Raw genomic sequence first — 23,008 nt, forward strand, 5'->3', positions numbered from 1 at the left:
TATTATGAAACATGTAATGAGACATCAGTGAGGACGATTGTTTGGAAGTACAATTATATTATTCCCAAAAATTTTGAGGGAGGGAATCACTTGGAAAAGGTTGACATTTTTAAGGATATCGCTGAGCGCACAGGCGGTGATATTTACTTAGGGGTTGTAGGGGCTGTTCGAACAGGGAAGTCAACATTTATCAAAAAATTTATGGAGCTTGTTGTTATTCCAAATATCGAGAATGAGTCAGATCGTCAGCGTGCACAAGATGAATTACCGCAAAGCGCTGCAGGGCGTACAATTATGACAACAGAGCCGAAATTTGTTCCAAACCAAGCGGTTTCTATCCAAGTGGATGACGGTCTTGATGTAAATATTCGATTAGTAGATTGTGTTGGTTATACGGTTCCGGGAGCAAAAGGTTATGAAGATGAGAATGGTCCGCGTATGATTAATACTCCTTGGTATGAAGAACCGATTCCATTTCATGAAGCGGCTGAAATTGGAACACGTAAAGTCATTCAAGAACACTCTACTATCGGGGTTGTTATTACCACTGACGGAACGATTGGAGAAATTCCAAGACGAGATTATATAGAAGCAGAAGAGCGTGTTGTAAATGAGCTCAAAGAAGTTGGAAAACCGTTCATTATGATTATTAATACCGTACAGCCGTATCATCCAGATACGGAGCAGTTGCGACAAAACTTATCTGAAGAGCATGATATTCCTGTATTGGCAATGAGTGTAGAAAGTTTAAGAGAAGCAGATATCTACAATATATTGCGGGAAGCGCTATTTGAGTTCCCAGTCTTAGAAGTAAACGTGAACCTCCCAAGCTGGGTAATGGTACTAAATGAAGGGCACTGGCTACGTCAAAGTTATCAAGAAGCTGTTCAAGAGACAGTAAAAGATATCAAGAGGCTTCGTGATGTAGATCGTGTTGTTTGGCAATTTAGCCAGTATGAGTTTATTGATCGTGCAAGTCTAGCAGGAATTGATATGGGTCAAGGTGTGGCGGAGATTGACTTATACGCACCAGATGAAATGTATGATCAAATTTTAAAAGAAGTTGTTGGTGTAGAAATTAGAGGGAAAGACCATTTGTTAAAACTTATGCTGGACTTTGCGCATGCAAAAACAGAATATGATCAAGTTGCAGATGCGTTAAGAATGGTAAAACAAACTGGTTATGGTGTAGCTGCTCCTGCTTTAGCTGATATGAGCTTAGATGAGCCGGAAATTATTCGTCACGGATCACGATTTGGTGTGAAATTAAAGGCGGTTGCCCCATCTATTCATATGATTAAAGTTGATGTTGAATCTACATTTGAACCAATTATCGGTACTGAAAAGCAAAGTGAAGAGCTTGTTCGTTACTTAATGCAAGATTTTGAAGATGATCCGCTTTCTATTTGGAATTCTGATATCTTTGGACGTTCGCTTAGTTCAATCGTTCGGGAAGGTATTCAAGCGAAGCTTTCTTTAATGCCAGAAAATGCACGGTATAAATTGAAAGAAACGTTAGAAAGAATTATTAACGAAGGATCTGGAGGATTAATTGCCATTATTTTATAGAAAAAGACCCCTGGAAGCAGGGGTCTTTTTTGCCTGTCGTAAAGGGTTTGATTGTTTTAATTCGCCTGTATAGAGGCTTTTTGATGTAAGTTTTACTAGGATTGGTATAGAAAATAAATAGCAATTATCTAATACTATGTAGCATATTGTCAAGTTTCATCAGTTTTTCACATTTTCAAGGTAACAATTTCTTTAAAGATATTGAATTATGCCAGAGAATCGTATAATATAGGCGTTGATAATGATTTATCTACATCTTTGTAGTATAGAATTTGTAAAAATTGCCTACAAATGAAAGTAAGACTCATTTTATGATCATTATACAGTCTTATCTTTGGGAGGAGGTGAATGGCATGAACAAGACAGATTTAATCAATGCTGTTGCAGAAACTAGTTCCCTTTCTAAAAAGGACGCAACAAAAGCAGTTGACGCTGTTTTTGATTCCATCTTAGAAGCTTTAAAACAAGGTGATAAAGTACAACTTATCGGATTCGGTAACTTCGAAGTTCGTGAGCGTGCGGCTCGTAAAGGACGTAACCCACAAACTGGTGAGGAAATTGAAATCGCTGCAAGTAAAGTACCTGCATTCAAACCTGGTAAAGCGTTAAAAGATGCGGTTAAATAATCCTTACATATTAACAGGAAAGAAGAGTTTCCTTTTTGGGAACTCTTCTTTTTGCATTTAAAATCATAAATATGCTAGAATGTGTTCGTATCACTTTTAGGTTTTTCGGGAGGGCTAGTGGATGGCAAAAGTTAACTTAGAACAAATCGAACATGCAGTGCGCCTTATTTTAGAAGCGATTGGAGACGATCCGAATCGTGAGGGAGTACTAGATACCCCAAAACGTGTTGCGAAAATGTACGCAGAAGTATTTTCAGGTATGCATGAAGATCCAAAGGAACACTTGCATAAAGTATTTGGGGAAGACTATGAAGAGCTTGTATTAGTAAAAGATATTCCTTTCTATTCGATGTGTGAGCATCATCTTGTTCCTTTTTATGGGGTTGCTCACGTCGCATATATTCCGCGTGGTGGAAAAGTAACAGGCTTAAGTAAACTGGCACGTACAGTAGATACAATTGCACGTCGTCCACAACTACAAGAACGTATTACATCAACAGTAGCTGATTCTATTATGGAAGTGCTAGAACCACATGGTGTGATGGTTGTTGTTGAAGCGGAACATATGTGTATGACAATGCGTGGGGTGAAAAAACCTGGTGCGAAAACTGTAACAACAGCAGTGCGTGGTGTATTAGAAAATGATGCAGCAGCACGTGGTGAAATTTTGTCTTTCATTAAGACAAAGTAAAGAAAAGCGGGAAACTGCTTTTCTTTTTTATTTACTTTTTTGATAAGTATTGGACCTCCACTACAAGTGTGTGTGGAAATTAGGTTATAGCCTTTAAGTGGTCGTATGTATACTTATACAGCGAAACTTTTCTTAGTTTGGGATTTTAATGCCTGACAATGCGGGATAAACTGATAGGTGAATGATGGTTGTCTTTAAAGGGAAGTTGTATGAATAGAAGGCTGATTTTGGGTTTGTTTTGTTTCACTAAGTTTTGGTTATAGAAAATAGAATGTATGTGTTATAATAGGTTTTATGAATTAGAAAACAAGGGTGATTTTTTGTGTGTGACATCTACGGAGGATATGCGGATATTAAGGAGAAATTGCTATCAAGGCTGCGCCATCCTTATTTTATAAACTATATTGAAGAACCATTTATTGATGAAGAGAAAGTAGTACTTTTATATGCAGCTTTAAAAAGTGCAGACTTACATAAGGAACAGATTGAACATTATGTGTTAACGATAATGCTTGTACAAATTGCTCTTGATACGCATGAAAAAGTATCAAACAAAGAAGAGGAAGAAACAAGTGAGTTTCATAAGCGCCGCCAGCTTACGGTACTAGCAGGTGACTACTATAGTGGGCTTTACTATTACTTGCTTTCGATGAATCGTGATGTTGTATTGATTCGTGCACTAGCTGAAGGGATTAAAGAAATTAACGAACATAAAATTATGTTGTATCAGAAAGCGTACGAAACAGTTGATGAAGTAATCGAAAGTGTCATGACGATCGAATCAGCACTTTTACAAAAAACATGTGATCATTTTCAGTTATCACACTGGAAACCATTTATATCAAGTGTACTCGGAAGTAATCGTCTTCAAAAAGAGTATCAATTGCATGCTGAAAAACAGAATGCACCTGTTTTTCAAGCAGTTCAAGCAATTCTATCAAATGATGATATGAAAGTAGAAAAGGCATACAAAAATTGGTTGGAAGAAATGAACAAACAAGAAGTTGCATTTCTGCAAAACCATCAAGAAATTTGTTCGTTAGTTTCTACTTTAAAAGATAAATTGAAAACATAAGCGATTTTATATTGGAAGAAGGGTAAGAGCATGCAACAATCAAAAGAAGAAAGAGTACATGACGTATTTGAGAAAATCTCTGGTAAATACGATGTAATGAATTCGGTTATTAGTTTTCAAAAGCATAAGGCATGGCGGAAAGAAACGATGCGGATCATGGATGTGCAGCCTGGAAGTATGGCATTAGATGTATGTTGCGGGACTGCTGATTGGACAATTGCACTTGCTGACGCTGTAGGAACTACTGGAAAAGTATACGGTTTAGACTTTAGTAAAAACATGTTATCTGTTGGTAAAGAAAAAGTAGAAGCTCTAGGGTTGAAACATGTGGAACTTATGCATGGAAATGCAATGGAACTGCCATTTGAAGATGATACGTTTGATTATGTAACAATCGGTTTTGGACTTCGCAATGTTCCTGATTATTTGCATGTATTAAAAGAAATGAACCGAGTTGTAAAACCAGGTGGGAAAGTTATTTGTTTAGAAACATCACAGCCAACGATGATTGGTTTTCGTCAGTTTTATGTTTTGTATTTTAAATACATTATGCCGTTATTCGGAAAAATGTTTGCGAAAAGCTACAAAGAATACTCTTGGCTGCAAGAGTCTGCAAGCACATTCCCTGGGATGAAAGAATTAGCAAAGATGTTTGAAGAAGCGGGATTAGATCATGTGCAAGTGAAACCATTTACGTTTGGTGTAGCAGCTATGCATTTAGGATTTAAGCCGAAATTAAAATAGAAAAAAGACGTTTTAGGTTAAGGTGAACAATATGAAGTTACAACTTATGTACTCTTTTTTACGATCGGATATTGATATAATTGAAAAAGAATTAAAAAAGATTGTTGCTTCTGAGCAGCAATTGGTGGAAGAGGCGGCACTGCAACTCATTGAAGCTGGTGGAAAGCGAATCCGTCCTGTATTTGTATTGCTTGCAGGGAAATTTGGGGAATATAAGCTGGATACAATAAAACATGTTGCAGTTGCTTTAGAGCTCATTCATATGGCTTCTCTTGTTCATGATGATGTAATTGATGCAGCGTTTTTACGAAGAAGTAGTGCAACGGTAAATGCGAAATGGGGCGATCGTATTGCAATGTATACAGGAGACTATTTATTTGCAAAGTCTTTGGAGTGCATTACAAATCTAGAAGTTCCAGAAGCTCATCAAGCATTATCATATACAATTTTGGAAGTATGTAAAGGTGAAATCGAGCAAATTAAGGACAAGTATGATTATAATCAGAATTTAAGGACGTATTTAAGACGAATTAAGCGAAAAACAGCATTATTAATTGCTGCTAGTTGTCAGTTGGGAGCAATCGCTGCTGGGGCTGATCGGGATACAGTGAATCGTTTATTTTGGTACGGTTATTTTGTAGGCATGTCGTATCAAATTATTGACGATATTTTAGATTTTGTCTCAACAGAAAAAAAGCTTGGAAAACCTGCTGGTGGCGATTTGTTACAAGGAAATGTGACACTTCCGGCTCTGTATGCCATGGAAGATCCAAGGCTTCGTGCGAAAATTGTATCGGTCCATGAGAATACACCTGCAAATGAGATGAAAGAGATTATCGATGACATTAAAGAGAGCCCGGCAATTGATCAGGCATTTGCATTTAGTGAACGTTATTTACATAAAGCTTTAGAAGTGATAAAACCGTTGCCTCGTGGACAAGCGAAATACGCATTGCAAAATGTTGCAAAGTATATCGGAAAACGAAAATTTTAATTGTTTTTTCTTAAAATAAAATAATCTCTCCATTTTAAAACTATTGCACAATTGTGATAAGGGTGTTACTATGTGTGTGGGGATATACAATTACATACATAATTCAGAAGTGGAGAGATTTTTATGGAAAAAACATTTCTAATGGTAAAACCAGACGGTGTACAACGTGCTTTCATTGGGGAAATTGTAGCTCGTTTTGAAAAAAAGGGCTTTCAATTAGTTGGTGCAAAGTTAATGCAAGTAACACCAGCAATCGCTGGCGAGCATTATGCTGAGCATAGAGAAAAACCTTTCTTTGGTGAATTAGTAGATTTCATTACATCTGGTCCTGTATTCGCTATGGTATGGCAAGGTGAAGGTGTAGTAGATACTGCTCGTAACATGATGGGGAAAACAAGACCAAATGAAGCGGCACCTGGTACAATTCGCGGTGATTTCGGCTTAACGGTTGCGAAAAACATTATTCATGGTTCTGATTCTCTAGAAAGTGCTGAACGTGAGATTGGTATTTTCTTCAAAGAAGAAGAGCTAGTAGATTACTCAAAATTAATCAACGAATGGGTTTACTAATTATTTTGAAATAATTTGTAAACGCTTTAATCACTGTGGTAACAGTGAAAAGCGCAAGGAGAGGGTTCATACTCTTCTTGCGCTTTTTTAGTTTCAAATAGTTACGAAGCCATGTTGGTTATGATATATTGATACATAAATAACTTTATGAAAAGGGGAGTAACCGAGATGCGATACATCACAGCTGGTGAATCTCATGGTCCGCAACTTACGACAATTTTAGAAGGTATCCCAGCAGGGTTATCTTTAGTAGCGGATGATATAAATGAAGAATTAGCAAGAAGACAGAAAGGTTATGGCCGTGGTCGACGCATGCAAATTGAAAAAGATCAAGTGCAAATTGTAAGTGGTGTCAGACATGGCTATACGCTTGGAGGGCCAATTGCACTCGTTGTAGAAAATCGTGATTTTACACATTGGACGAAAATCATGGGTGCGGGGCCGTTAACAGAACAAGAAACAAAAGAAATGAAACGACAAATTACAAGGCCAAGACCTGGTCATGCTGATTTAAATGGCGCGATTAAATACGGACATCGTGATATGAGAAATGTACTTGAGCGTTCTTCAGCACGTGAAACAACGGTTCGGGTTGCAGCAGGAGCTGTTGCAAAACGGATTTTGGCAGAATTAGGTGTGAAAGTTGCTGGTCATGTGATTGAAATCGGCGGTGTACAAGCAGAAAAACTTACATATGAATCTATAGAGAAATTGCAAGAGATTACAGAAGCATCCCCTGTTCGTTGTTTAGATGAAGAAGCGGGTCAAAAGATGATGAAGGCAATTGATGATGCGAAAACAAGTGGGGATTCCATCGGAGGAATTGTCGAAGTTGTCGTGGAGGGCATGCCAATTGGAGTGGGGAGCTATGTACACTATGATCGCAAACTGGATGCAAAATTAGCAGCCGCAGTGATGAGTATTAATGCTTTTAAAGGTGTGGAAATTGGTATTGGATTTGAAGCTGCACATCAGCCAGGTAGCCTTGTACACGATGAAATTCTTTGGGGTAAAGAAAAGGGCTATACGAGACGGACAAATCATGCAGGTGGTTTTGAAGGCGGTATGACAACGGGAATGCCGGTCGTTGTCCGCGGCGTTATGAAACCTATCCCAACACTATATAAGCCGCTTCAAAGTGTTGATATTGATACGAAAGAATCTTTTGCCGCAAGCATTGAGCGTTCTGATAGTTGTGCTGTACCAGCTGCTAGCGTAGTAGCGGAAGCTGTTGTTGCTTGGGAATTAGCGAAAGCTTTAGTAGAACAGTTTGGCACGGATCGTATAGATTGTATTCGTGAAAATATTGAGAAACATAATGAATATGCGAGGGGATTTTAATGGAGAACATACATATTCAAACGCAGTCTAAAGAATATGATGTATACGTTGGAAAAGATGCGTTGTCACAATTGACAACGCTTGTTCAAAATATGAAACCAGCTGTTTCTAATGTTATGGTGATTTCTGACGAAGCGGTTGCATCGTTTCATTTAGAAGAAGTTATGAATACGCTGCAAATAGAACAAAATGTTTTTTCATTTATTGTTCCGAGCGGAGAAAAAGAAAAATCATTTGAGAATTATTATGCGGCGCAAACATCAGCGCTTGAAAATGGAATGGATCGTCATTCTTTAATTATTGCGCTCGGCGGTGGAATGATTGGAGATTTAGCAGGTTTCGTTGCCGCGACATTTATGCGTGGTATTCGTTTTGTACAAGTTCCAACAACGTTACTTGCACATGATAGTGCTGTTGGAGGAAAAGTTGCAATCAATCATCCGCTAGGAAAAAATATGATTGGAGCGTTTCATCAGCCGGAAGCAGTTCTGTATCATACGCCATTTTTAAATTCCTTACCGGAAAAAGAGTGGCGCTCAGGATTTGCTGAAGCGATTAAGCACGCTCTTATCGGCGACGTTGAACTGTATCACTGGTTAAAGCGTGAAGTGAAAACGTTAGAAGAGTTAAGAGATGAAAAATTGATATATACACTGAAGCGAGCGATTCCTGTGAAAGCGAAAATTGTAGCACAGGATGAAACGGAACAAGGCGTACGTGCTCATTTGAATTTTGGACATACGCTAGGACACGCTCTTGAAAAAGAAATGGGTTACGGCAATATAACGCATGGTGATGGAGTGGCAATTGGCATGTTATTCGCTATATTTTTAAGTGAACAAATCTACAAAGTAGACCTTGGTTATAGAGAGATGAAGCGGTGGTTTGCTCAGTATGGTTATCCGAATATGCCAAGTCACTTGAACATAGAGCGCCTTGTACAAGTGATGAAACAAGATAAAAAGGCGAACGCTGGAATTATTCGTATGGTACTTATGCAGGAATTTGGGGTGGTGAATGTCGTATCTATTTCAGATGAGACCGTTCACGCTGCATTAGAAGCATTTCAAAGAGAGGGGGAATTTATTTGATTCGCGCAATTCGCGGCGCGATTACCGTTAAACATAATGAAACTGGGGAGATATTGACTGCAACAGAGCGTTTAGTGAAAGAAATAGTAAATGAAAATGGAATCTGTCCCACTGATATTGTATCGGTGTTAATTTCTACGACAGCTGATATAAATGCGTGCTTTCCAGCTGCGGCATTAAGACGTGTGGAAGGCTTTACTTATGTACCGGTTATGTGCGTAAAAGAAATAGAAGTACCGAATGCTTTGCAGAAATGTATTCGTGTAATGATGACGGTCATGACAAAGCAAATGCAGCATGAAGTGAAGCATGTATATTTAGAGAAGGCGACAGAGCTGCGGCCTGATCTATCAAAATGACAGGGGGAAGTAGAATGAGAGTAAAAGAGCAATTGCTAACTTTGAAAGCATATGTACCTGGACGAAACATTGAAGAAGTAAAGAGACAATATGGATTATCAAAAATTGTAAAATTAGCATCGAACGAAAATCCATTCGGATGTTCTAAGCGTGCGATAGAAGCGATAGGCTCATTAGCTTCACAATATGCTTTATATCCAGATGGAGCGGCTTTCGAGCTTCGTGAAAAGGTAGCAGCCCACCTTCATGTGAAACCACAGCAACTATTGTTTGGTAGTGGATTAGATGAAGTAATTCAAATGATTAGCCGTGCTTTGTTGCAAAAAGGTACAAATGTTGTGATGGCAAATCCGACATTTTCGCAATATCGTCATCATGCTGTGATTGAAGGGGCAGAAGTGCGCGAAGTACCATTAAAAGATGGAATTCATGATTTAGATGCAATGCTAAAGCAAATTGATGAAAGAACACAAATCGTTTGGATTTGTAACCCGAACAATCCAACAGGAACGTATGTAGAAAAGCAAAAGTTACTTTCATTCTTAGAGGCAGTGCCAAAGACAACGCTTGTTATTATGGACGAAGCGTACTATGAGTATGCAGGAGCAGAAGATTTCCCACAAACGTTACCGCTTCTTGAAAAATATGAAAATGTAATGGTATTACGCACATTTTCAAAAGCGTATGGATTAGCAGCTTTCCGAATTGGCTATGCAGTTGGAAATGAGAAGTTGATTCAACAGCTAGAAGTAGCAAGGCTACCGTTTAATACTTCGGCAGTTGCTCAAGTTGTTGCAAGCGTAGCGGTAGAAGATCAAGCGTTTTTACAAGAATGTGTGAAATTAAATAAAGAAGGCTTACAGCAGTATTATACATTCTGTAAGGAGTACGATGTATTTTATTATCCATCACAAACAAATTTCATCTTCTTGAAGCTTGGTCTTCCTGGTGATGAGGTATTTGAAAGATTGATGCAAAAAGGATATGTTGTTCGCTCTGGAGGAGCGTTCGGCTTACCGGATGGTATTCGCATTACTGTTGGCCTAAAAGAAGAAAATGATGAGATTATTGGGTTGCTTACGGAACTTGTGAAAGAGGAAGTAAAAAAAGAAGAAACATACTCTTAAGAAAAAACGACTCCAGTTATAGGAGTCGTTTTCTTTCTCTATATTTGCACGATGAAGAAGGAAAGCGGTACAATAAAGATAGATGATATACGTGAGCAATGAAGCATATTGTAACAATTGAAAGAGGTGAGAAAGGTGAAAGAATTAATAAAGTGTAAAAGTGGTTTAAATGGAACCATTGCTGTTCCTGGAGATAAGTCTATTTCACATCGTGCTGTTATGTTTGGAGCAATAGCAGAAGGAACAACAAAAATCTCGAACTTTTTACAAGGAGAAGACTGTTTAAGTACGATTTCTTGCTTTCAAAAATTAGGGATAACGATTGAACAAAATGGAAACGATGTCACTGTATATGGAAAAGGGCTAGATGGTTTACGGGAACCAAAAGACGTACTAGATGTGGGAAATTCGGGAACGACGATTCGTCTCATGCTCGGTATTTTAGCGAATGCACCTTTTCATTGCACTGTAATTGGAGACTCATCGATTGGAAAACGTCCAATGAAGCGTGTCACAGGTCCGCTTCGTGAAATGGGGGCTAAAATTGATGGGAGAGAAGATGGACAATATACTCCCCTGTCTATTCGTGGGGGAAATGTAAAAGGTATACACTATCATTCTCCTGTAGCAAGTGCACAAGTGAAATCAGCTATTTTACTTGCTAGTTTACAAGGAGATGGTGTGGCGTCCGTAACTGAGCCTTTGCAATCGCGTGATCATACTGAGCGGATGTTACGTGCGTTTGGATGTACTGTGGATGTACAAGGACTAACGGTTTCTTTACAAGGTGGTCAATCACTTTTTGCAACGGACATTGAAGTGCCAGGAGATATTTCTTCAGCTGCCTTTTTCTTAGTAGCAGGTGCCATTGTACCAAGTAGTAAAATTGTATTGAAAAATGTTGGTTTAAACCCAACGCGAACAGGAATTTTAGATGTACTATCGGAAATGGGAGCAACCATTTCGATTAACAATATTCGTAATGAAGAGTTTGAACCATGCGGAGATATTACAATTGAAACATCCAAACTGAAAGGAATTGAAATTAGCGGTTCTCTCATTCCGAGGTTAATTGATGAAATTCCTATTATTGCTTTACTCGCAACACAGGCACAGGGAACAACAATTATTAAAGATGCTGAGGAATTAAAAGTAAAAGAAACAAACCGCATTGATACAGTTGTTGATGAGCTCAAAAAACTAGGTGCACGGATAGAGGCAACGAAAGATGGCATGATTATTTATGGAAATCAGGCATTACACGGAAATGTTGTCGATAGTCATGGAGATCATCGCATCGGCATGATGCTGGCAATCGCTTCCTGTATAGCAGGTGAAGAGGTGGAAATTGAAAATAGTGATGCAGTTGCTGTGTCATATCCAAACTTCTTTGACCAGTTAGAAGCGCTGCAAAGTTAAAAGAATCTTTTCTATATAAATACAAATTAAAAAAACGACAAAACCCTTCTTTTTAGGTGGGAGAGAGCATCCGACCATGCATAGAAGCGGTCAGATCCTTTTCCTGCCCCAGACACAGTGAAAACAAAGAGAGAAAACGAGTGCAGGTCACCTTTTGGTATCCATAGCCGCGGCTTATATGTCGAAAAATCAAAATAGATTTATATAGTTGAGAGGATTCTTTTCTTCTTCTTTTTGGTTGCTTACCGCACAACAGTTGTTTATCATTAATGAACAGAAGAGTATATTATGAGTGTTAAAGGAGATATTTATGCGAAAGTTTGAACAAGCTGTTTCTTACATTGAAAACGGCGAAGTAGAAAAAGGATTACAACAATTAAAAGAACAAGTGAAACAAGGGACAGACGAGGAGAAATATGACATTTCTCGTTACTATCATACGCTTGGATTTATTGATGAAGCGTTAGCGATTATAGAAGATTTACGTTTGTTATATCCTGAAGAAAGTGAGTTTACGTTATTTTTAGCAGAATTATATATTGATTTAGATAAAGAAGATGAGGCAATTGAAGTGCTTCATGATATTGCGGAAGATGATGAACTCTATGTTCAATCTCTATTACTTGTAGCTGATTTATTTCAAATGCAAGGCTTTGATGATGTTGCGGAACAAAAGCTATTAAAAGCAAAAGAGCTGATGCCAGAAGAGCCTGTTATCACATTTGGACTAGCCGAATTGTATAGCAGCAAAGGTGAGGATCAAAAAGCAATTGCCTATTATCAGTCATTGTTAGCGGAGCATAAAGTGATGGGTGGTGTTGTGATTGCACTCCGCCTTGCAGAAACTTTAAGTGCAATTGGGAAATGGGAAGAAGCAATTTCTTATTATGAAGAAGGATTAGAAGAGCAAAAAGATATTCATTCTCTATTTGGATATGCATTCACGCTATATCAAGGAGAAGAGTATCAAAGAGCGATTGGGGTATGGCAAGAGTTAAAAGAACTAGATCCAGAATACGCTTCTTTATATATGTATTTAGCAAAATGCTATGAAAAAGAAGGTATGCTGCAAGAAAGCTATGAAACGCTTCAAGAAGGTATCAAAATCGACGAGCTGTCTGTACCACTTTATGTAGAACTTGCACATATTACTGCAAAACTAGGTAGATTAAGTGAAGCGGAAGAGTTACTGCAAAAAGCATTGAAACTTGATCCAAGTCATTTAGGTGCAATTTTGAAATATGCATATATTTTAAAAGAACAAGAGAAATATGAAGAACTAATCAATGTTGTGGAAAAAGCAATTGATAATGGGGAACAAGATACACAATTGCTTTGGGATCTTGCGTTTGCGAAAAAACAATTAGAAATGTATTCAGATGCATTAAAGCACTATGAAAGTGCATATACTTCTTTTAAGAATCATCCAGATTTCTTGGAAGAGTACGGTTATTTCCTGTTAGAGGAGGGTTTGCGAAAAGAGGCGAAAGAAGTATTTACAAGCTTGATACAACTAGACCCGACACAAATTCACATTGAAGAATTGCTATATAATTTAGAGGATTTTTCATAAAGTGGAAGGAAACTGAATGCTGCTTCTTGAATCTAAATAAGTAAGAAAAAGAAAGACAGAGGAGGGATTAAGCGCTATGAATACCCCTGTTTCTGTAAACGAGAAGAAGGATTTTGTAAAATGGTTTTTAAACAATTACCAACTGAAACAGCGTGAATGTGTATGGATTTTAAATTATTTAATGAGTCACGATCAATTAATGCATAAAGTCCATTTCGTAGAACATGCGAAATATTGTCCCCGAGGTTTGGTGATGTCAGCAAATTGTGTAAAAGACACACCATTTCATTTCTTTAAACAAAATGTTATGACGACGGATGCAGAAAAGTCGTTTCATGATATTCGTTTAAATCGAGATGAAGATATTTATATTCAACTTAATTTTAAATCTTCGTTTCAAAATGCAAATTATGTTGCGGTATTAGAAGAAAATCCATATTTACCAAAGCATATTGAAGTAAATGAAAAAGATCGTTTACTTGCAGAGCGATTTTTAGAAGAAAGTATATATTCATTTCGGAGGGACCGACTTTTAAAGTTAATTGATGAGGCGCTGGATAGTCAGGATAGGGAAACTTTTTGTAAGTTGACGGAGGAATTAAAGGGCTTGTAAGGAAGACTACTGTTTAATTTTGACAATTTTTCGACTGTTCAAAAGAAAAACTACCTATATTAGGTAGTTTTTCTTTTTTTACCTGTTTCAGTATGGTTTAATATATATAAAGTGAAAGTTCTGTCATTTAGAATGGGATAAAGTGAAAATTTCGTTAGTGGAGTATCTTACTGCCCACAAATAGCGGGATAAAAGGCAAAGGGGGGGATATATTGTGAAATGGGCTGTAAAAGATGCAGAGCAATTTGAACAAGCAAGAGAGTATATAGATACAGGTATTATACCCCTTCTTTCTATTTCAGTTGCAAAAGAAATGAAGTCTATTGTAGAACAAGGAGAATTCATTATAGCGTTAAGTCGGGAATTAGAAAGGGAATATAAAGGAAGGGTGCTTCTACTACCCGCATTTACTTATTTAACAGAACAACAAGAGCTGGAACAAGAACGCTTGCAAGACTGGACAAACCATCTCAAAGAGCAGGGGTTGAAACATATTGCTTATGTTACAAGTGACTTTGCATGGAAAGAAGCTAAGGATGCATTAACAGGAAATTTATTTTGGCTACCAGCTCTATCACTAGAACAATTCAGTGATCAAGCGAAAAGAGAAGTAATTCATGCCCATATAAAAAACATAATGGATTTATTGACAGAAAAGTGGGAAAATAAATAATAAGCAGATAGTTCCCATGATTATGAGTAGTATGATATTGACCTGTGCATTGCGGTATTATATCATGATAGTGTCCTAGTTTTTATTTTTTATATTGTTTTGTCACGGGGGGACAATTTCTGATAGAGGGGGGAAATTTTCGTGAGCGAGAAGGAACATCGTGTGTCAAGAAGACAATTTTTAAACTACACACTTACAGGTGTAGGAGGATTTATGGCAGCTGGGATTTTAATGCCAATGACGCGCTTTGCACTTGATCCAGTTTTAAGGAAAGAAGCAGGGGGAGAAATGGTTGCTGTTGCTCAAGTAAAGGAGATTACAACGGAACCAAAACGCTTTGACTTTAAGGTGAAGCAGGTTGATGGATGGTATAAATCCGAAGAGCCAAAATCAGCATGGGTGCATAAAGATGAAAGCGGAGACATTATGGCGTTTTCTCCGGTTTGTAAGCATTTAGGATGTACGGTGAACTGGAATTCAGACAAGTCACATCCTAATCAATTCTATTGCCCATGTCACGGGGGGCGTTACACAAAAGATGGTATGAACATAAAGGGAACACCGCCTCTTGCTCCGCTTGATGTGTATGAATCCAAAGTGAAAGATGGAACGCTTTATTTAGGAAAGGCAAAGCCAAGAGGGGGTGCGAAATAGATGTTGAATAAAATTTATGATTGGGTGGACGAGCGGTTAGATATTACACCGTTGTGGCGTGATATTGCCGACCATGAAGTGCCCGAACATGTAAACCCAGCGCATCACTTTTCAGCATTCGTCTACTGCTTTGGAGGATTGACGTTCTTTGTTACTGTTATTCAAATTTTGTCAGGAATGTTCTTGACGATGTATTATGTACCAGACATTAAAAATGCCTGGGAATCAGTTTATTATTTACAAAATGAAGTTGCATATGGACAAATTGTTCGTGGTATGCACCATTGGGGTGCCAGTCTTGTAATTGTGATGATGTTTTTACATACACTTCGAGTTTTCTTCCAAGGTGCATATAAAAAGCCTCGTGAATTAAACTGGATTGTCGGTGTTCTTATTTTCTTCGTTATGTTAGGTCTTGGTTTTACAGGATATTTATTACCTTGGGATATGAAAGCGTTATTTGCTACAAAGGTAGGGATTCAAATTGCAGAGCAAACGCCGCTTATTGGTCCTTACATTAAAACGTTACTTGCCGGTCATTCCGAAATTGTCGGCGCTCAAACATTAACTCGCTTCTTTGCTATTCACGTATTCTTCTTGCCAGCAGCATTACTTGGGCTCATGGCATTCCACTTCATCATGATTCGCAAACAAGGTATTTCCGGTCCACTATAAGAAATTGTTAGGTTTAAAAGGGGAAAAGAATTGAATTGAAGGAGGGAGATTATGCATCGCGGCAAAGGGATGAAGTTTGTCGGAGATTCGCGAGTACCTGTCAATAGGAAACCGAATATTCCGAAAGATTATTCAGAATACCCAGGGAAAACAGAAGCATTTTGGCCAAACTTCTTGTTAAAAGAATGGATGGTTGGTGCGGTTTTTTTAATCGGTTATTTATGTTTAACTGTGGCGCATCCGTCACCACTAGAGAGAATGGCAGATCCTACAGATGCAGGATATATACCACTTCCAGACTGGTATTTCTTATTTCTATATCAACTCTTGAAGTACTCATATGCATCTGGTTCATTTACTGTAATCGGTGCGTTTATTATGCCAGGGATTGCGTTTGGAGCACTATTATTAGCTCCGTTTCTAGATCGTGGTCCTGAAAGACGTCCGTTGAAACGTCCAGTGGCGACAGGATTTATGCTTTTGGCAATTGCTTCTATCATCTTTTTAACATGGGAATCCGTAGCTACACATGACTGGGCAGCTGCAAAAAAACAAGGTGCAATTGTTAAAACGACACCAGTCGATAAAAACGATGAAGGTTATAAACTGATGCAAAAAAATACATGTTTAACATGTCACGGTGATAACTTACAAGGCGGAGCAGCGGCTCCGGCATTGCAAAACTTAACGTTAAAGCCGGAAGAAATCGCAAAAGTTGCGAAAGATGGAAAAGGTGCAATGCCTAAAGGCGTATTTAAAGGAACGGATGAAGAGTTGAAGAAACTTTCGGAATTCGTTGCAAAGTATAATAAAAAATAAGAGAAGAGAAGGCTGACTGCAAATTTGTGGTCAGCTTTTCTCGTATATATAGAAAAGTTTGCTATAATATGCATGAATGTATGTGAAGAAAGTTGAGGGATAATAGCGTGACATTTTTATATTCGATATTGAGAGAGCGTATGTTTTTATGGCTTTTACTCATCATTAATATTTTTGGTACGATTTATGGATATATTTGGTATCAATATCAACTGATTGAAACACCGCTTATTTTTATACCTTTTGTGCCTGATAGTCCAACAGCTAGTTTATTTTTTGTATTTGTATTAATTGCTTTTCTTCAGAAAAAAAACTGGGGGCTAATGGAGGCCCTAGCTATTGTAACTTTATTTAAATATGGTGTATGGGCTGTGGTGATGAACGTACTACTCATCATTGTACAGGGAGATATCGGCTGGGCTGGCTACATGTTAATTGCTTCCCACGGTGCAATGGCAATTCAAGGGTTATTATATGCACCGTTTTACCGCATAAAGTGTTGGCATTTCGTTGTTGCAGCGGTTTGGACCGTACATAATGACATCATTGATTATGTATTTAGACAAATGCCAAGATATGGCGTGCTAGATGCATATTATCAACCAATTGGCTATTTTACATTTTGGCTTAGCATTCTGGCACTAGGAATTACCTATTATTTATGCATGAGAAAAGGACGTCTGCAGTTTTCCCTATAGTGGTTCAAATATCTCTGTTCTATTCTTGTCCACCCCAACATATTTTGTACTAGTAGTTATAGGGGGGACCGGAATGAAGAGAGTATTAATTGGAATGGTGGCATTTCTGCTTATATTGTTTCCTGTACGTATATATGCTGAAAACTGGAATGAGTTAACGGGGATATTAGATGATTCTTTGCAGTTTGTAAAACAAGAAGAGTATAAGAATGCAACACAAGTGTTGAAGCATTTTTCAGAGCAATTTTTATTGCGAGAGAACGCGAAGAAAGAGAAACTGTCACCAAAGCACTTCCGAACGATTTCTCTTGCGTATGACCGAGCGCAGCAATCGCTAGCGGAACAAACCGTAAGTCAGCAGATCAAAATAGATGATGTATTGGCATTGCAACTTGCAGTAGATGCGGAAGTATCTAAGTATCAACCACTTTGGATTGAGCGAGAAGAGCATATAATGGGTGCGTTTGCAAAAGTAGAAAAAGCAACTCAAGCAGAGGATGATGGGCAGTTTCAAATATCATTAAATACATTCTTGCATGAATTTGATGTAATTTATCCGAGTTTAATGATTGTCTTGCCAGAAAATCAATTACAGCGTGTGAATGCACATTTATCTTATTTAGATGAATTTCGTAATGTCATGTTAAAAAACAAAAGTGGACAAACGCAAATTGGCATTATAAAAGGGGATTTACAAAAAATATTTCGAACGGCAAAGAAGGATGAAGTAGATTCTTCGCTTATCTGGTTTATGACGATTACCGGTGGGCTCATTCTGTTTACATTAACATACGTTGGTTGGAGAAAATATAAAGGTGAGAAAGCAAAACGCAAAAGCGCAATGCACTCTAAAAACCGATAACATTGTCAATTATGAAACGGATTGTAAGGTTTCTTAATTGACAATGTTAGGAGAAAAAAATAGAATTGATAGTATTACAATTACGACTTCAATGGAGGTTCATGATGGCTTTTTACTTAATTTACTTCGCGATCATTATGATCATACCGTTGTATGCACAGTCTAAAGTGCGAAGTGCTTATAGTAAGTATTCACAAGTGTATTCAACATCAGGTATGACAGGCGCGGAAGTGGCTCGCAAAATTTTAGATGAAAATGGTTTGTACAATGTCGCTGTAGAAGAAACGCCAGGACATTTATCAGATCACTATGATCCAACAGCAAAAACGGTTCGCCTGTCGACGGACAACTACTATGGTCATTCGGTTGCTGGAACAGCTGTTGCAGCTCATGAAGTAGGGCATGCGATACAAGATGCGAAAGATTATAGTTTTATGCGTTTTCGTCATTCGCTAGTTCCGGTTGCAAACTTTGGGTCTAACATGTCATGGGTGTTCATTATGATTGGTATGTTTGCACAAATGACAAATCTATTGTTGTTAGGAATTATTTTAATGGCAGCAGGTGTACTTTTCCAACTTGTAACATTGCCAGTTGAATTTGATGCTTCAAAACGCGCAATGAAGCAAATTGAAGCGTTTGGTATTGTGTCAACAGATGAATATGGGCAAGCTCGTAAAGTATTAAATGCAGCCGCCTTAACGTACGTTGCAGCAGCAGCCGTAGCAGTATTTGAACTGCTTCGTTTATTATTAGTTTACACAGGCATGCAGCGCAGTGACGATTAAAGACTATCGGTTCCGATAGTCTTTTTTATTGGAAGAATGCCCTCGTATTCTAAAAGGATACGAGGGCATTCTTCCTTTATCTTGGTAATTCAAATTTAACTGTTTGACTTTTTGCGGTATCCTGTAAGCTCATATCAACTGTTGGACCAAATTCTAACGTGAATCTTTTGTAGAAATTCAATTCACCTTTACGGAATAAGAATACGGAAATCTTTTCGCCTTTTTCGCCAGGTTTAATTTCATTCGGTTCTTTTGGTTCTACATGTAATTCTGGTAAGAGAATCCCGCGATTATCGTCAATATGTAATTTTGTATATATTTCCATGGAATATTATACAATTAATGTTTAAATATCGCAATTTTCTTTCGGAAGTGAATAAAGAGAATAATTTGTATATTGATTGACGGAAATAAGACGTCATTCTTGGCTAACATAGTGTAATGATTTTATAAGAGAAAGTTATAATAAAGGTAGTTAAAGTGATCATGAATGAAGGTGATGATTGTGCAATATCCAGATTTATTAGTGAGAGGTGTGAAAGAGCGAAGTGCCGCTTATCCATTAGAGGGCTTTGTGTATGGACAAGGGCCAGAACAACCAAAACTGATGTTTGTAGGAGAAGCACCGGGAGAAACAGAAATTCATAATGGTGTTCCTTTTAGTGGAAGAGCGGGAATTCATTTAATGGAATTTTTGGAGCGAATTGGTGTGACAAGAGAAGAAGTATATATTACGAGTGCTGTGCGCAGTCGCCCTTATAAATGGAGAGAGAAACGAGAGCGAAATGGACAGGTTGTACAGCGGAAATATAATCGAACGCCGAACCAACAGGAAATACTTGCGCATGCTCCTATATTGGATTATGAAATGGAACACATTCAGGCACCGATTATTGTGACACTAGGAAACATTGCTTTAAAGCGTCTTGCAGGACCAGATAAAAAGATTTCCGATATTCATGGGCAATTATTGCAGCAGCCAGTGCGCAAATTAAGAAACAATCAAAGCACAGAGTATATATGGACGGAGAAAGTATGTAACATTTTTCCGACTTTTCATCCAGCTTCTATTTTTTATAATCGAAGTTTATTGGAATTAATTTATGAGGATTTAGAAGTATTGAAGAGATACATACAGTGAAAATTCTTCTATCATGTACATGGACAGGCAACGAAATAAAAAGCTATCTGGTTCGATAGCTTTTTATTTATGCTAAGCTTCTCGTTAATTATGTAATGGATTTTTATTTTCATCCAATGTAAAACCTTCTCCAACCACATCATGGACATCACTTACCGCTACGAATGCATGTGGATCAACAGAAGTAATGATATTTTTCAGTTTTACAATCTCATTTTTCCCAACTACGCAATAGAGAACATTTCGTTCGATTTTTGTATAGGTACCAACCGCTTTTAAAAAAGTTGCCCCACGTTCCATTTCTGACAAAATTTTAGCTGCAATTTCATCATTTTTCTCGGAAATAATCGTTGCTCCTTTTGCAGCATATGCTCCTTCTTGCATAAAATCGATAACTCTTGCCCCGATAAAGACAGCAACTAATGTATACATGCCTTCACGATAGGATAAGTAAGTAAGGATAGAGATAGCAATGACAACTGCATCAAACATAAACATCGTTTTACCCATACTCCAGCCAATATATTTATGTGCTAACCGTGCGATAATATCGACGCCGCCCGTTGTACCACCATATTTAAATATAATTCCAAGTCCAATTCCGATAAATGCGCCGGCGAATAATGCCGCTAACGTCATATCATTTTGTAAGTTTAAATGTAAATTTAGCGATTCATAGCGCTGGAAAATCCAAAGAAATAAAGAGACGCTAAACGTTCCAATTAATGTGTATAAGAAGGTTGTTCGTCCGAGCAACTTCCAGCCAACGAAAAAGAGAGGGATATTTAAGATTAAGTTTGTATAAGAAGGATCGAGTGAGAATAGAAAGTACAGTAATAACGTAATTCCTGTAAATCCACCTTCTGCTAGATGGTTTTCAATATTAATATTGACGATACCAAAAGAAAAAATAGCGGAACCGATCAGAATAAAAATAATGTTTCGAATCTTTAAATTGGTTTTCATGTAGCATGCCCCCTATTATGTAGTTGTCACTCCGCTCCGCTGAAACGGCTAAATAAGAAGAAAAAATGAAGAAAAAGCAAACCAACCATAAGAGCCTGATTGGTGAGGGCTAACCTTTGGCATAAAAAGCACATGCAAAAGAAAGTTTCACTTTACCCCGCTCAAACGGTTGGTAAGAAGCAAGAGCAGGGTGAAAAAGCAAACCAGCCATAAGAGCCCGATTGGTGAAGACTAATCTTTTGCATGAAAAGCACATACAAAAGAAAGTTTCACTTTATTATAGTCTATCCAAAAAAACGTGGCAAATGGAGCGGAAAGTGGAATAATATTTGTCAAATCGTGATGAATTGGCTAACATGAAAGAAGAAGGATTAGAGGTGAATAATATGGAACAAAAAACGATGAAAGATATGCAGAAGGAAGTAGATGCATATATTGGTCAATTTAAAGAAGGGTATTTCAGCCCGCTTGCTATGATGGCTCGTTTAACAGAAGAAATGGGTGAACTTGCAAGAGAAGTAAATCATTATTACGGTGAAAAGCCAAAAAAAACGACTGAAAAAGAACGAACAATTGAGGAAGAACTTGGAGATGTATTATTTGTTATGATTTGCATGGCAAATAGTTTACATATTGATTTAGAAACAGCACATAACATCGTAATGAATAAATTTAATACACGTGATAAAGATCGCTGGACACGTATTGAAGAAGGAGAGAAAGAAGAATGAAAGACATTAGAGTAATTATTGCAGGACCGAGAGGACGCATGGGGCACGAAGCGGTACTTCTTATGGAAAAAACACCACATTTTCAATTAGTAGCAGCGATTGATTATAAACATGGTGGCGAAAAGATTGCTAACATTGCTGGAATGCCTGCATTGGATGCACCAATTTATGCGGATTTACATACTTGTTTAAACGAAGTAGAAGCGGATGTACTACTAGATTTAACAACACCAGAAGTAGGGAAAAAACATGTAACGCTTGCTGTGGAACATGGTCTGCGTTCTGTAATTGGGACGACAGGTTTTACTGAAGAAGAATTACAACACTTAACTGAGACTGCAAAAGAAAAACAAGTCGGTACAATTATCGCTCCAAACTTCGCAGTTGGTGCGGTATTAATGATGAAGTTTTCTCAAATGGCAGCGAAATATTTCCAAGATGTTGAAGTTATTGAATTACATCATGATCAGAAGTTAGATGCACCGTCTGGAACCGCTGTGAAAACGGTAGATTTAATTCGCCAAAACCGTGAGTCAAAACAGCAAGGTCATCCAAATGAAACGGAACAATTAAAAGGTGCACGTGGTGCAAATGTGGATGGCATTCACATTCATAGTGTGCGTTTACCAGGACTTATTGCGCATCAAGAAGTATTGTTTGGCGGAGATGGACAGATGTTAACAGTTCGTCATGATTCTTTCAACCGTGCATCATTTATGTCAGGTGTAAAATTATCCATCGAAACAGTAATGGAGCTTGATCATCTTGTATACGGTTTAGAAAACATTATCGACTAAAGGGGAGACTACCGATGAAGATTGCCTTAATTGCACACGACAAAAAGAAAGATGATATGGTTTCGTTCGCATACGCATACAAACCAATCTTCGAAAAACATGAACTCTTTGCAACAGGAACAACAGGTCTTCGTATTATGGAAGCGACTGGTATGTCTGTAACAAGATATCAATCCGGTCCTCTTGGCGGTGATCAAGAAATTGGTGCAATGATTGCGAAAAACGATTTAGATATGGTGATCTTCTTTCGGGATCCACTAACGGCACAACCACATGAGCCGGATGTGAATGCATTACTTCGTTTATGTGATGTGTACGCGATTCCCCTTGCAACGAATATGGCAAGTGCTGAGATGTTAATGCATGCATTAGAACGAGGAGATTTAGACTACCGAAAGCTAAGAAAATGAGG

Annotated in this window: 27 protein-coding genes; 25 read left to right on the top strand and 2 right to left on the bottom strand. The window is 37.9% G+C overall.

Translation table 11 applies throughout. From position 1 onward, the window contains the following. The first annotated feature begins 90 nt into the window (after positions 1 to 90). The 21 genes from spoIVA to QUF99_RS10900 all read left to right on the top strand — a co-directional run bounded on the left by spoIVA (position 91) and on the right by QUF99_RS10900 (position 18,961). Entirely contained in the window at positions 91 to 1,569 is a 1,479-nt protein-coding gene (gene spoIVA / locus QUF99_RS10800; protein ID WP_286124253.1) for a stage IV sporulation protein A, read from the top strand. A gap of 353 nt (positions 1,570 to 1,922) precedes the next feature. After that, entirely contained in the window at positions 1,923 to 2,195 is a 273-nt protein-coding gene (locus QUF99_RS10805) for an HU family DNA-binding protein (RefSeq protein WP_286124254.1), read from the top strand. A gap of 121 nt (positions 2,196 to 2,316) precedes the next feature. Then, positions 2,317 to 2,886 carry a GTP cyclohydrolase I FolE gene (gene folE / locus QUF99_RS10810; protein ID WP_286124255.1) on the top strand — a complete coding sequence of 190 codons (570 nt, stop codon included), beginning with the start codon at positions 2,317 to 2,319 and terminating at the stop codon, positions 2,884 to 2,886. A 322-nt stretch (positions 2,887 to 3,208) separates the two neighbouring features. Next, the gene (locus QUF99_RS10815; RefSeq protein WP_289370012.1) at positions 3,209 to 3,961 is read left to right on the top strand and encodes a heptaprenyl diphosphate synthase component 1; all 753 of its coding nucleotides are present in this window, start codon (positions 3,209 to 3,211) and stop codon (positions 3,959 to 3,961) included. 30 nt (positions 3,962 to 3,991) lie between these two features. Continuing rightward, positions 3,992 to 4,705, top strand: coding sequence for a demethylmenaquinone methyltransferase (locus QUF99_RS10820; RefSeq protein WP_289370013.1), 714 nt, complete (start codon positions 3,992 to 3,994; stop codon positions 4,703 to 4,705). Positions 4,706 to 4,736: 31 nt separating this feature from the next. Beyond that, entirely contained in the window at positions 4,737 to 5,699 is a 963-nt protein-coding gene (gene hepT, locus QUF99_RS10825) for a heptaprenyl diphosphate synthase component II (RefSeq protein ID WP_289370014.1), read from the top strand. A 123-nt stretch (positions 5,700 to 5,822) separates the two neighbouring features. Further along, a complete protein-coding gene (gene ndk, locus QUF99_RS10830) occupies positions 5,823 to 6,269 on the top strand; it encodes a nucleoside-diphosphate kinase (protein ID WP_289370015.1) in 447 nt (148 codons plus the stop codon). 168 nt (positions 6,270 to 6,437) lie between these two features. Then, complete coding sequence (gene aroC, locus QUF99_RS10835; RefSeq protein ID WP_289370016.1) at positions 6,438 to 7,610, top strand: chorismate synthase; 1,173 nt, start codon at positions 6,438 to 6,440, stop codon at positions 7,608 to 7,610. Next, a complete protein-coding gene (gene aroB, locus QUF99_RS10840) occupies positions 7,610 to 8,701 on the top strand; it encodes a 3-dehydroquinate synthase (RefSeq protein ID WP_289370018.1) in 1,092 nt (363 codons plus the stop codon). Before aroC ends, aroB begins: the two co-directional genes overlap by 1 nt. Further along, positions 8,698 to 9,060: a chorismate mutase gene (gene aroH, locus QUF99_RS10845; protein WP_289370019.1), complete on the top strand. Its 363-nt coding sequence runs from the start codon at positions 8,698 to 8,700 to the stop codon at positions 9,058 to 9,060. Before aroB ends, aroH begins: the two co-directional genes overlap by 4 nt. 14 nt (positions 9,061 to 9,074) lie before the next feature. Further along, positions 9,075 to 10,187, top strand: coding sequence for a histidinol-phosphate transaminase (gene hisC, locus QUF99_RS10850; protein WP_289370021.1), 1,113 nt, complete (start codon positions 9,075 to 9,077; stop codon positions 10,185 to 10,187). A gap of 135 nt (positions 10,188 to 10,322) precedes the next feature. Next, the gene (aroA, locus tag QUF99_RS10855) at positions 10,323 to 11,606 is read left to right on the top strand and encodes a 3-phosphoshikimate 1-carboxyvinyltransferase (protein ID WP_289370022.1); all 1,284 of its coding nucleotides are present in this window, start codon (positions 10,323 to 10,325) and stop codon (positions 11,604 to 11,606) included. Between the two features lie 310 nt (positions 11,607 to 11,916). Continuing rightward, complete coding sequence (locus tag QUF99_RS10860) at positions 11,917 to 13,179, top strand: tetratricopeptide repeat protein (protein ID WP_289370025.1); 1,263 nt, start codon at positions 11,917 to 11,919, stop codon at positions 13,177 to 13,179. Between the two features lie 76 nt (positions 13,180 to 13,255). Next, positions 13,256 to 13,792: a ReoY family proteolytic degradation factor gene (locus QUF99_RS10865; RefSeq protein ID WP_289370026.1), complete on the top strand. Its 537-nt coding sequence runs from the start codon at positions 13,256 to 13,258 to the stop codon at positions 13,790 to 13,792. 214 nt (positions 13,793 to 14,006) lie between these two features. Then, complete coding sequence (locus QUF99_RS10870) at positions 14,007 to 14,465, top strand: YpiF family protein (protein ID WP_289370028.1); 459 nt, start codon at positions 14,007 to 14,009, stop codon at positions 14,463 to 14,465. Between the two features lie 141 nt (positions 14,466 to 14,606). Further along, a complete protein-coding gene (qcrA, locus tag QUF99_RS10875; RefSeq protein WP_289370030.1) occupies positions 14,607 to 15,119 on the top strand; it encodes a menaquinol-cytochrome c reductase iron-sulfur subunit in 513 nt (170 codons plus the stop codon). Further along, positions 15,120 to 15,794, top strand: coding sequence for a menaquinol-cytochrome c reductase cytochrome b subunit (gene qcrB, locus QUF99_RS10880; RefSeq protein WP_286124269.1), 675 nt, complete (start codon positions 15,120 to 15,122; stop codon positions 15,792 to 15,794). It begins immediately after the preceding gene. Positions 15,795 to 15,845: 51 nt separating this feature from the next. Beyond that, the gene (qcrC, locus tag QUF99_RS10885) at positions 15,846 to 16,613 is read left to right on the top strand and encodes a menaquinol-cytochrome c reductase cytochrome b/c subunit (protein ID WP_289370031.1); all 768 of its coding nucleotides are present in this window, start codon (positions 15,846 to 15,848) and stop codon (positions 16,611 to 16,613) included. A gap of 107 nt (positions 16,614 to 16,720) precedes the next feature. Next, on the top strand, positions 16,721 to 17,311 hold the full coding sequence (lhaT, locus tag QUF99_RS10890; protein ID WP_289370032.1) for a lipoprotein heptaprenylglyceryl N-acetyltransferase LhaT: 591 nt from the start codon (positions 16,721 to 16,723) through the stop codon (positions 17,309 to 17,311). A 73-nt stretch (positions 17,312 to 17,384) separates the two neighbouring features. After that, entirely contained in the window at positions 17,385 to 18,173 is a 789-nt protein-coding gene (gene ypjB, locus QUF99_RS10895) for a sporulation protein YpjB (RefSeq protein WP_289370035.1), read from the top strand. A gap of 104 nt (positions 18,174 to 18,277) precedes the next feature. Then, positions 18,278 to 18,961: a zinc metallopeptidase gene (locus QUF99_RS10900; RefSeq protein ID WP_289370037.1), complete on the top strand. Its 684-nt coding sequence runs from the start codon at positions 18,278 to 18,280 to the stop codon at positions 18,959 to 18,961. 76 nt (positions 18,962 to 19,037) lie between these two features. Here QUF99_RS10900 and QUF99_RS10905 read toward each other — a convergent pair whose 3' ends face one another. Further along, positions 19,038 to 19,286 (bottom strand): hypothetical protein, encoded by a 249-nt coding sequence (locus QUF99_RS10905; protein ID WP_289370039.1) that lies wholly within the window; start codon positions 19,284 to 19,286, stop codon positions 19,038 to 19,040. 174 nt (positions 19,287 to 19,460) lie between these two features. Between QUF99_RS10905 and QUF99_RS10910 the strand changes: the two genes are divergently transcribed. Then, positions 19,461 to 20,102, top strand: a complete 642-nt coding sequence (locus tag QUF99_RS10910; RefSeq protein ID WP_483298625.1) for a uracil-DNA glycosylase — start codon at positions 19,461 to 19,463, stop codon at positions 20,100 to 20,102. A gap of 84 nt (positions 20,103 to 20,186) precedes the next feature. Here the strand turns inward: QUF99_RS10910 and QUF99_RS10915 are convergent, their stop codons facing one another. Beyond that, on the bottom strand, positions 20,187 to 21,068 hold the full coding sequence (locus QUF99_RS10915) for a YitT family protein (protein WP_289370041.1): 882 nt from the start codon (positions 21,066 to 21,068) through the stop codon (positions 20,187 to 20,189). A 386-nt stretch (positions 21,069 to 21,454) separates the two neighbouring features. Between QUF99_RS10915 and QUF99_RS10920 the strand changes: the two genes are divergently transcribed. From QUF99_RS10920 to mgsA, 3 genes are read left to right on the top strand one after another with little or no spacing between them, the layout of a single operon-like run. Beyond that, the gene (locus QUF99_RS10920; protein ID WP_286125211.1) at positions 21,455 to 21,799 is read left to right on the top strand and encodes a nucleotide pyrophosphohydrolase; all 345 of its coding nucleotides are present in this window, start codon (positions 21,455 to 21,457) and stop codon (positions 21,797 to 21,799) included. Then, the gene (dapB, locus tag QUF99_RS10925) at positions 21,796 to 22,596 is read left to right on the top strand and encodes a 4-hydroxy-tetrahydrodipicolinate reductase (protein ID WP_289370043.1); all 801 of its coding nucleotides are present in this window, start codon (positions 21,796 to 21,798) and stop codon (positions 22,594 to 22,596) included. Before QUF99_RS10920 ends, dapB begins: the two co-directional genes overlap by 4 nt. A gap of 14 nt (positions 22,597 to 22,610) precedes the next feature. Beyond that, positions 22,611 to 23,006: a methylglyoxal synthase gene (gene mgsA, locus QUF99_RS10930; RefSeq protein ID WP_286124275.1), complete on the top strand. Its 396-nt coding sequence runs from the start codon at positions 22,611 to 22,613 to the stop codon at positions 23,004 to 23,006. Positions 23,007 to 23,008 lie beyond the last annotated feature (2 nt).

Origin of the sequence: Bacillus sp. DX4.1, assembly GCF_030348195.1 — a bacterium.
Classification (GTDB): Bacteria; Bacillota; Bacilli; order Bacillales; family Bacillaceae_G; genus Bacillus_A.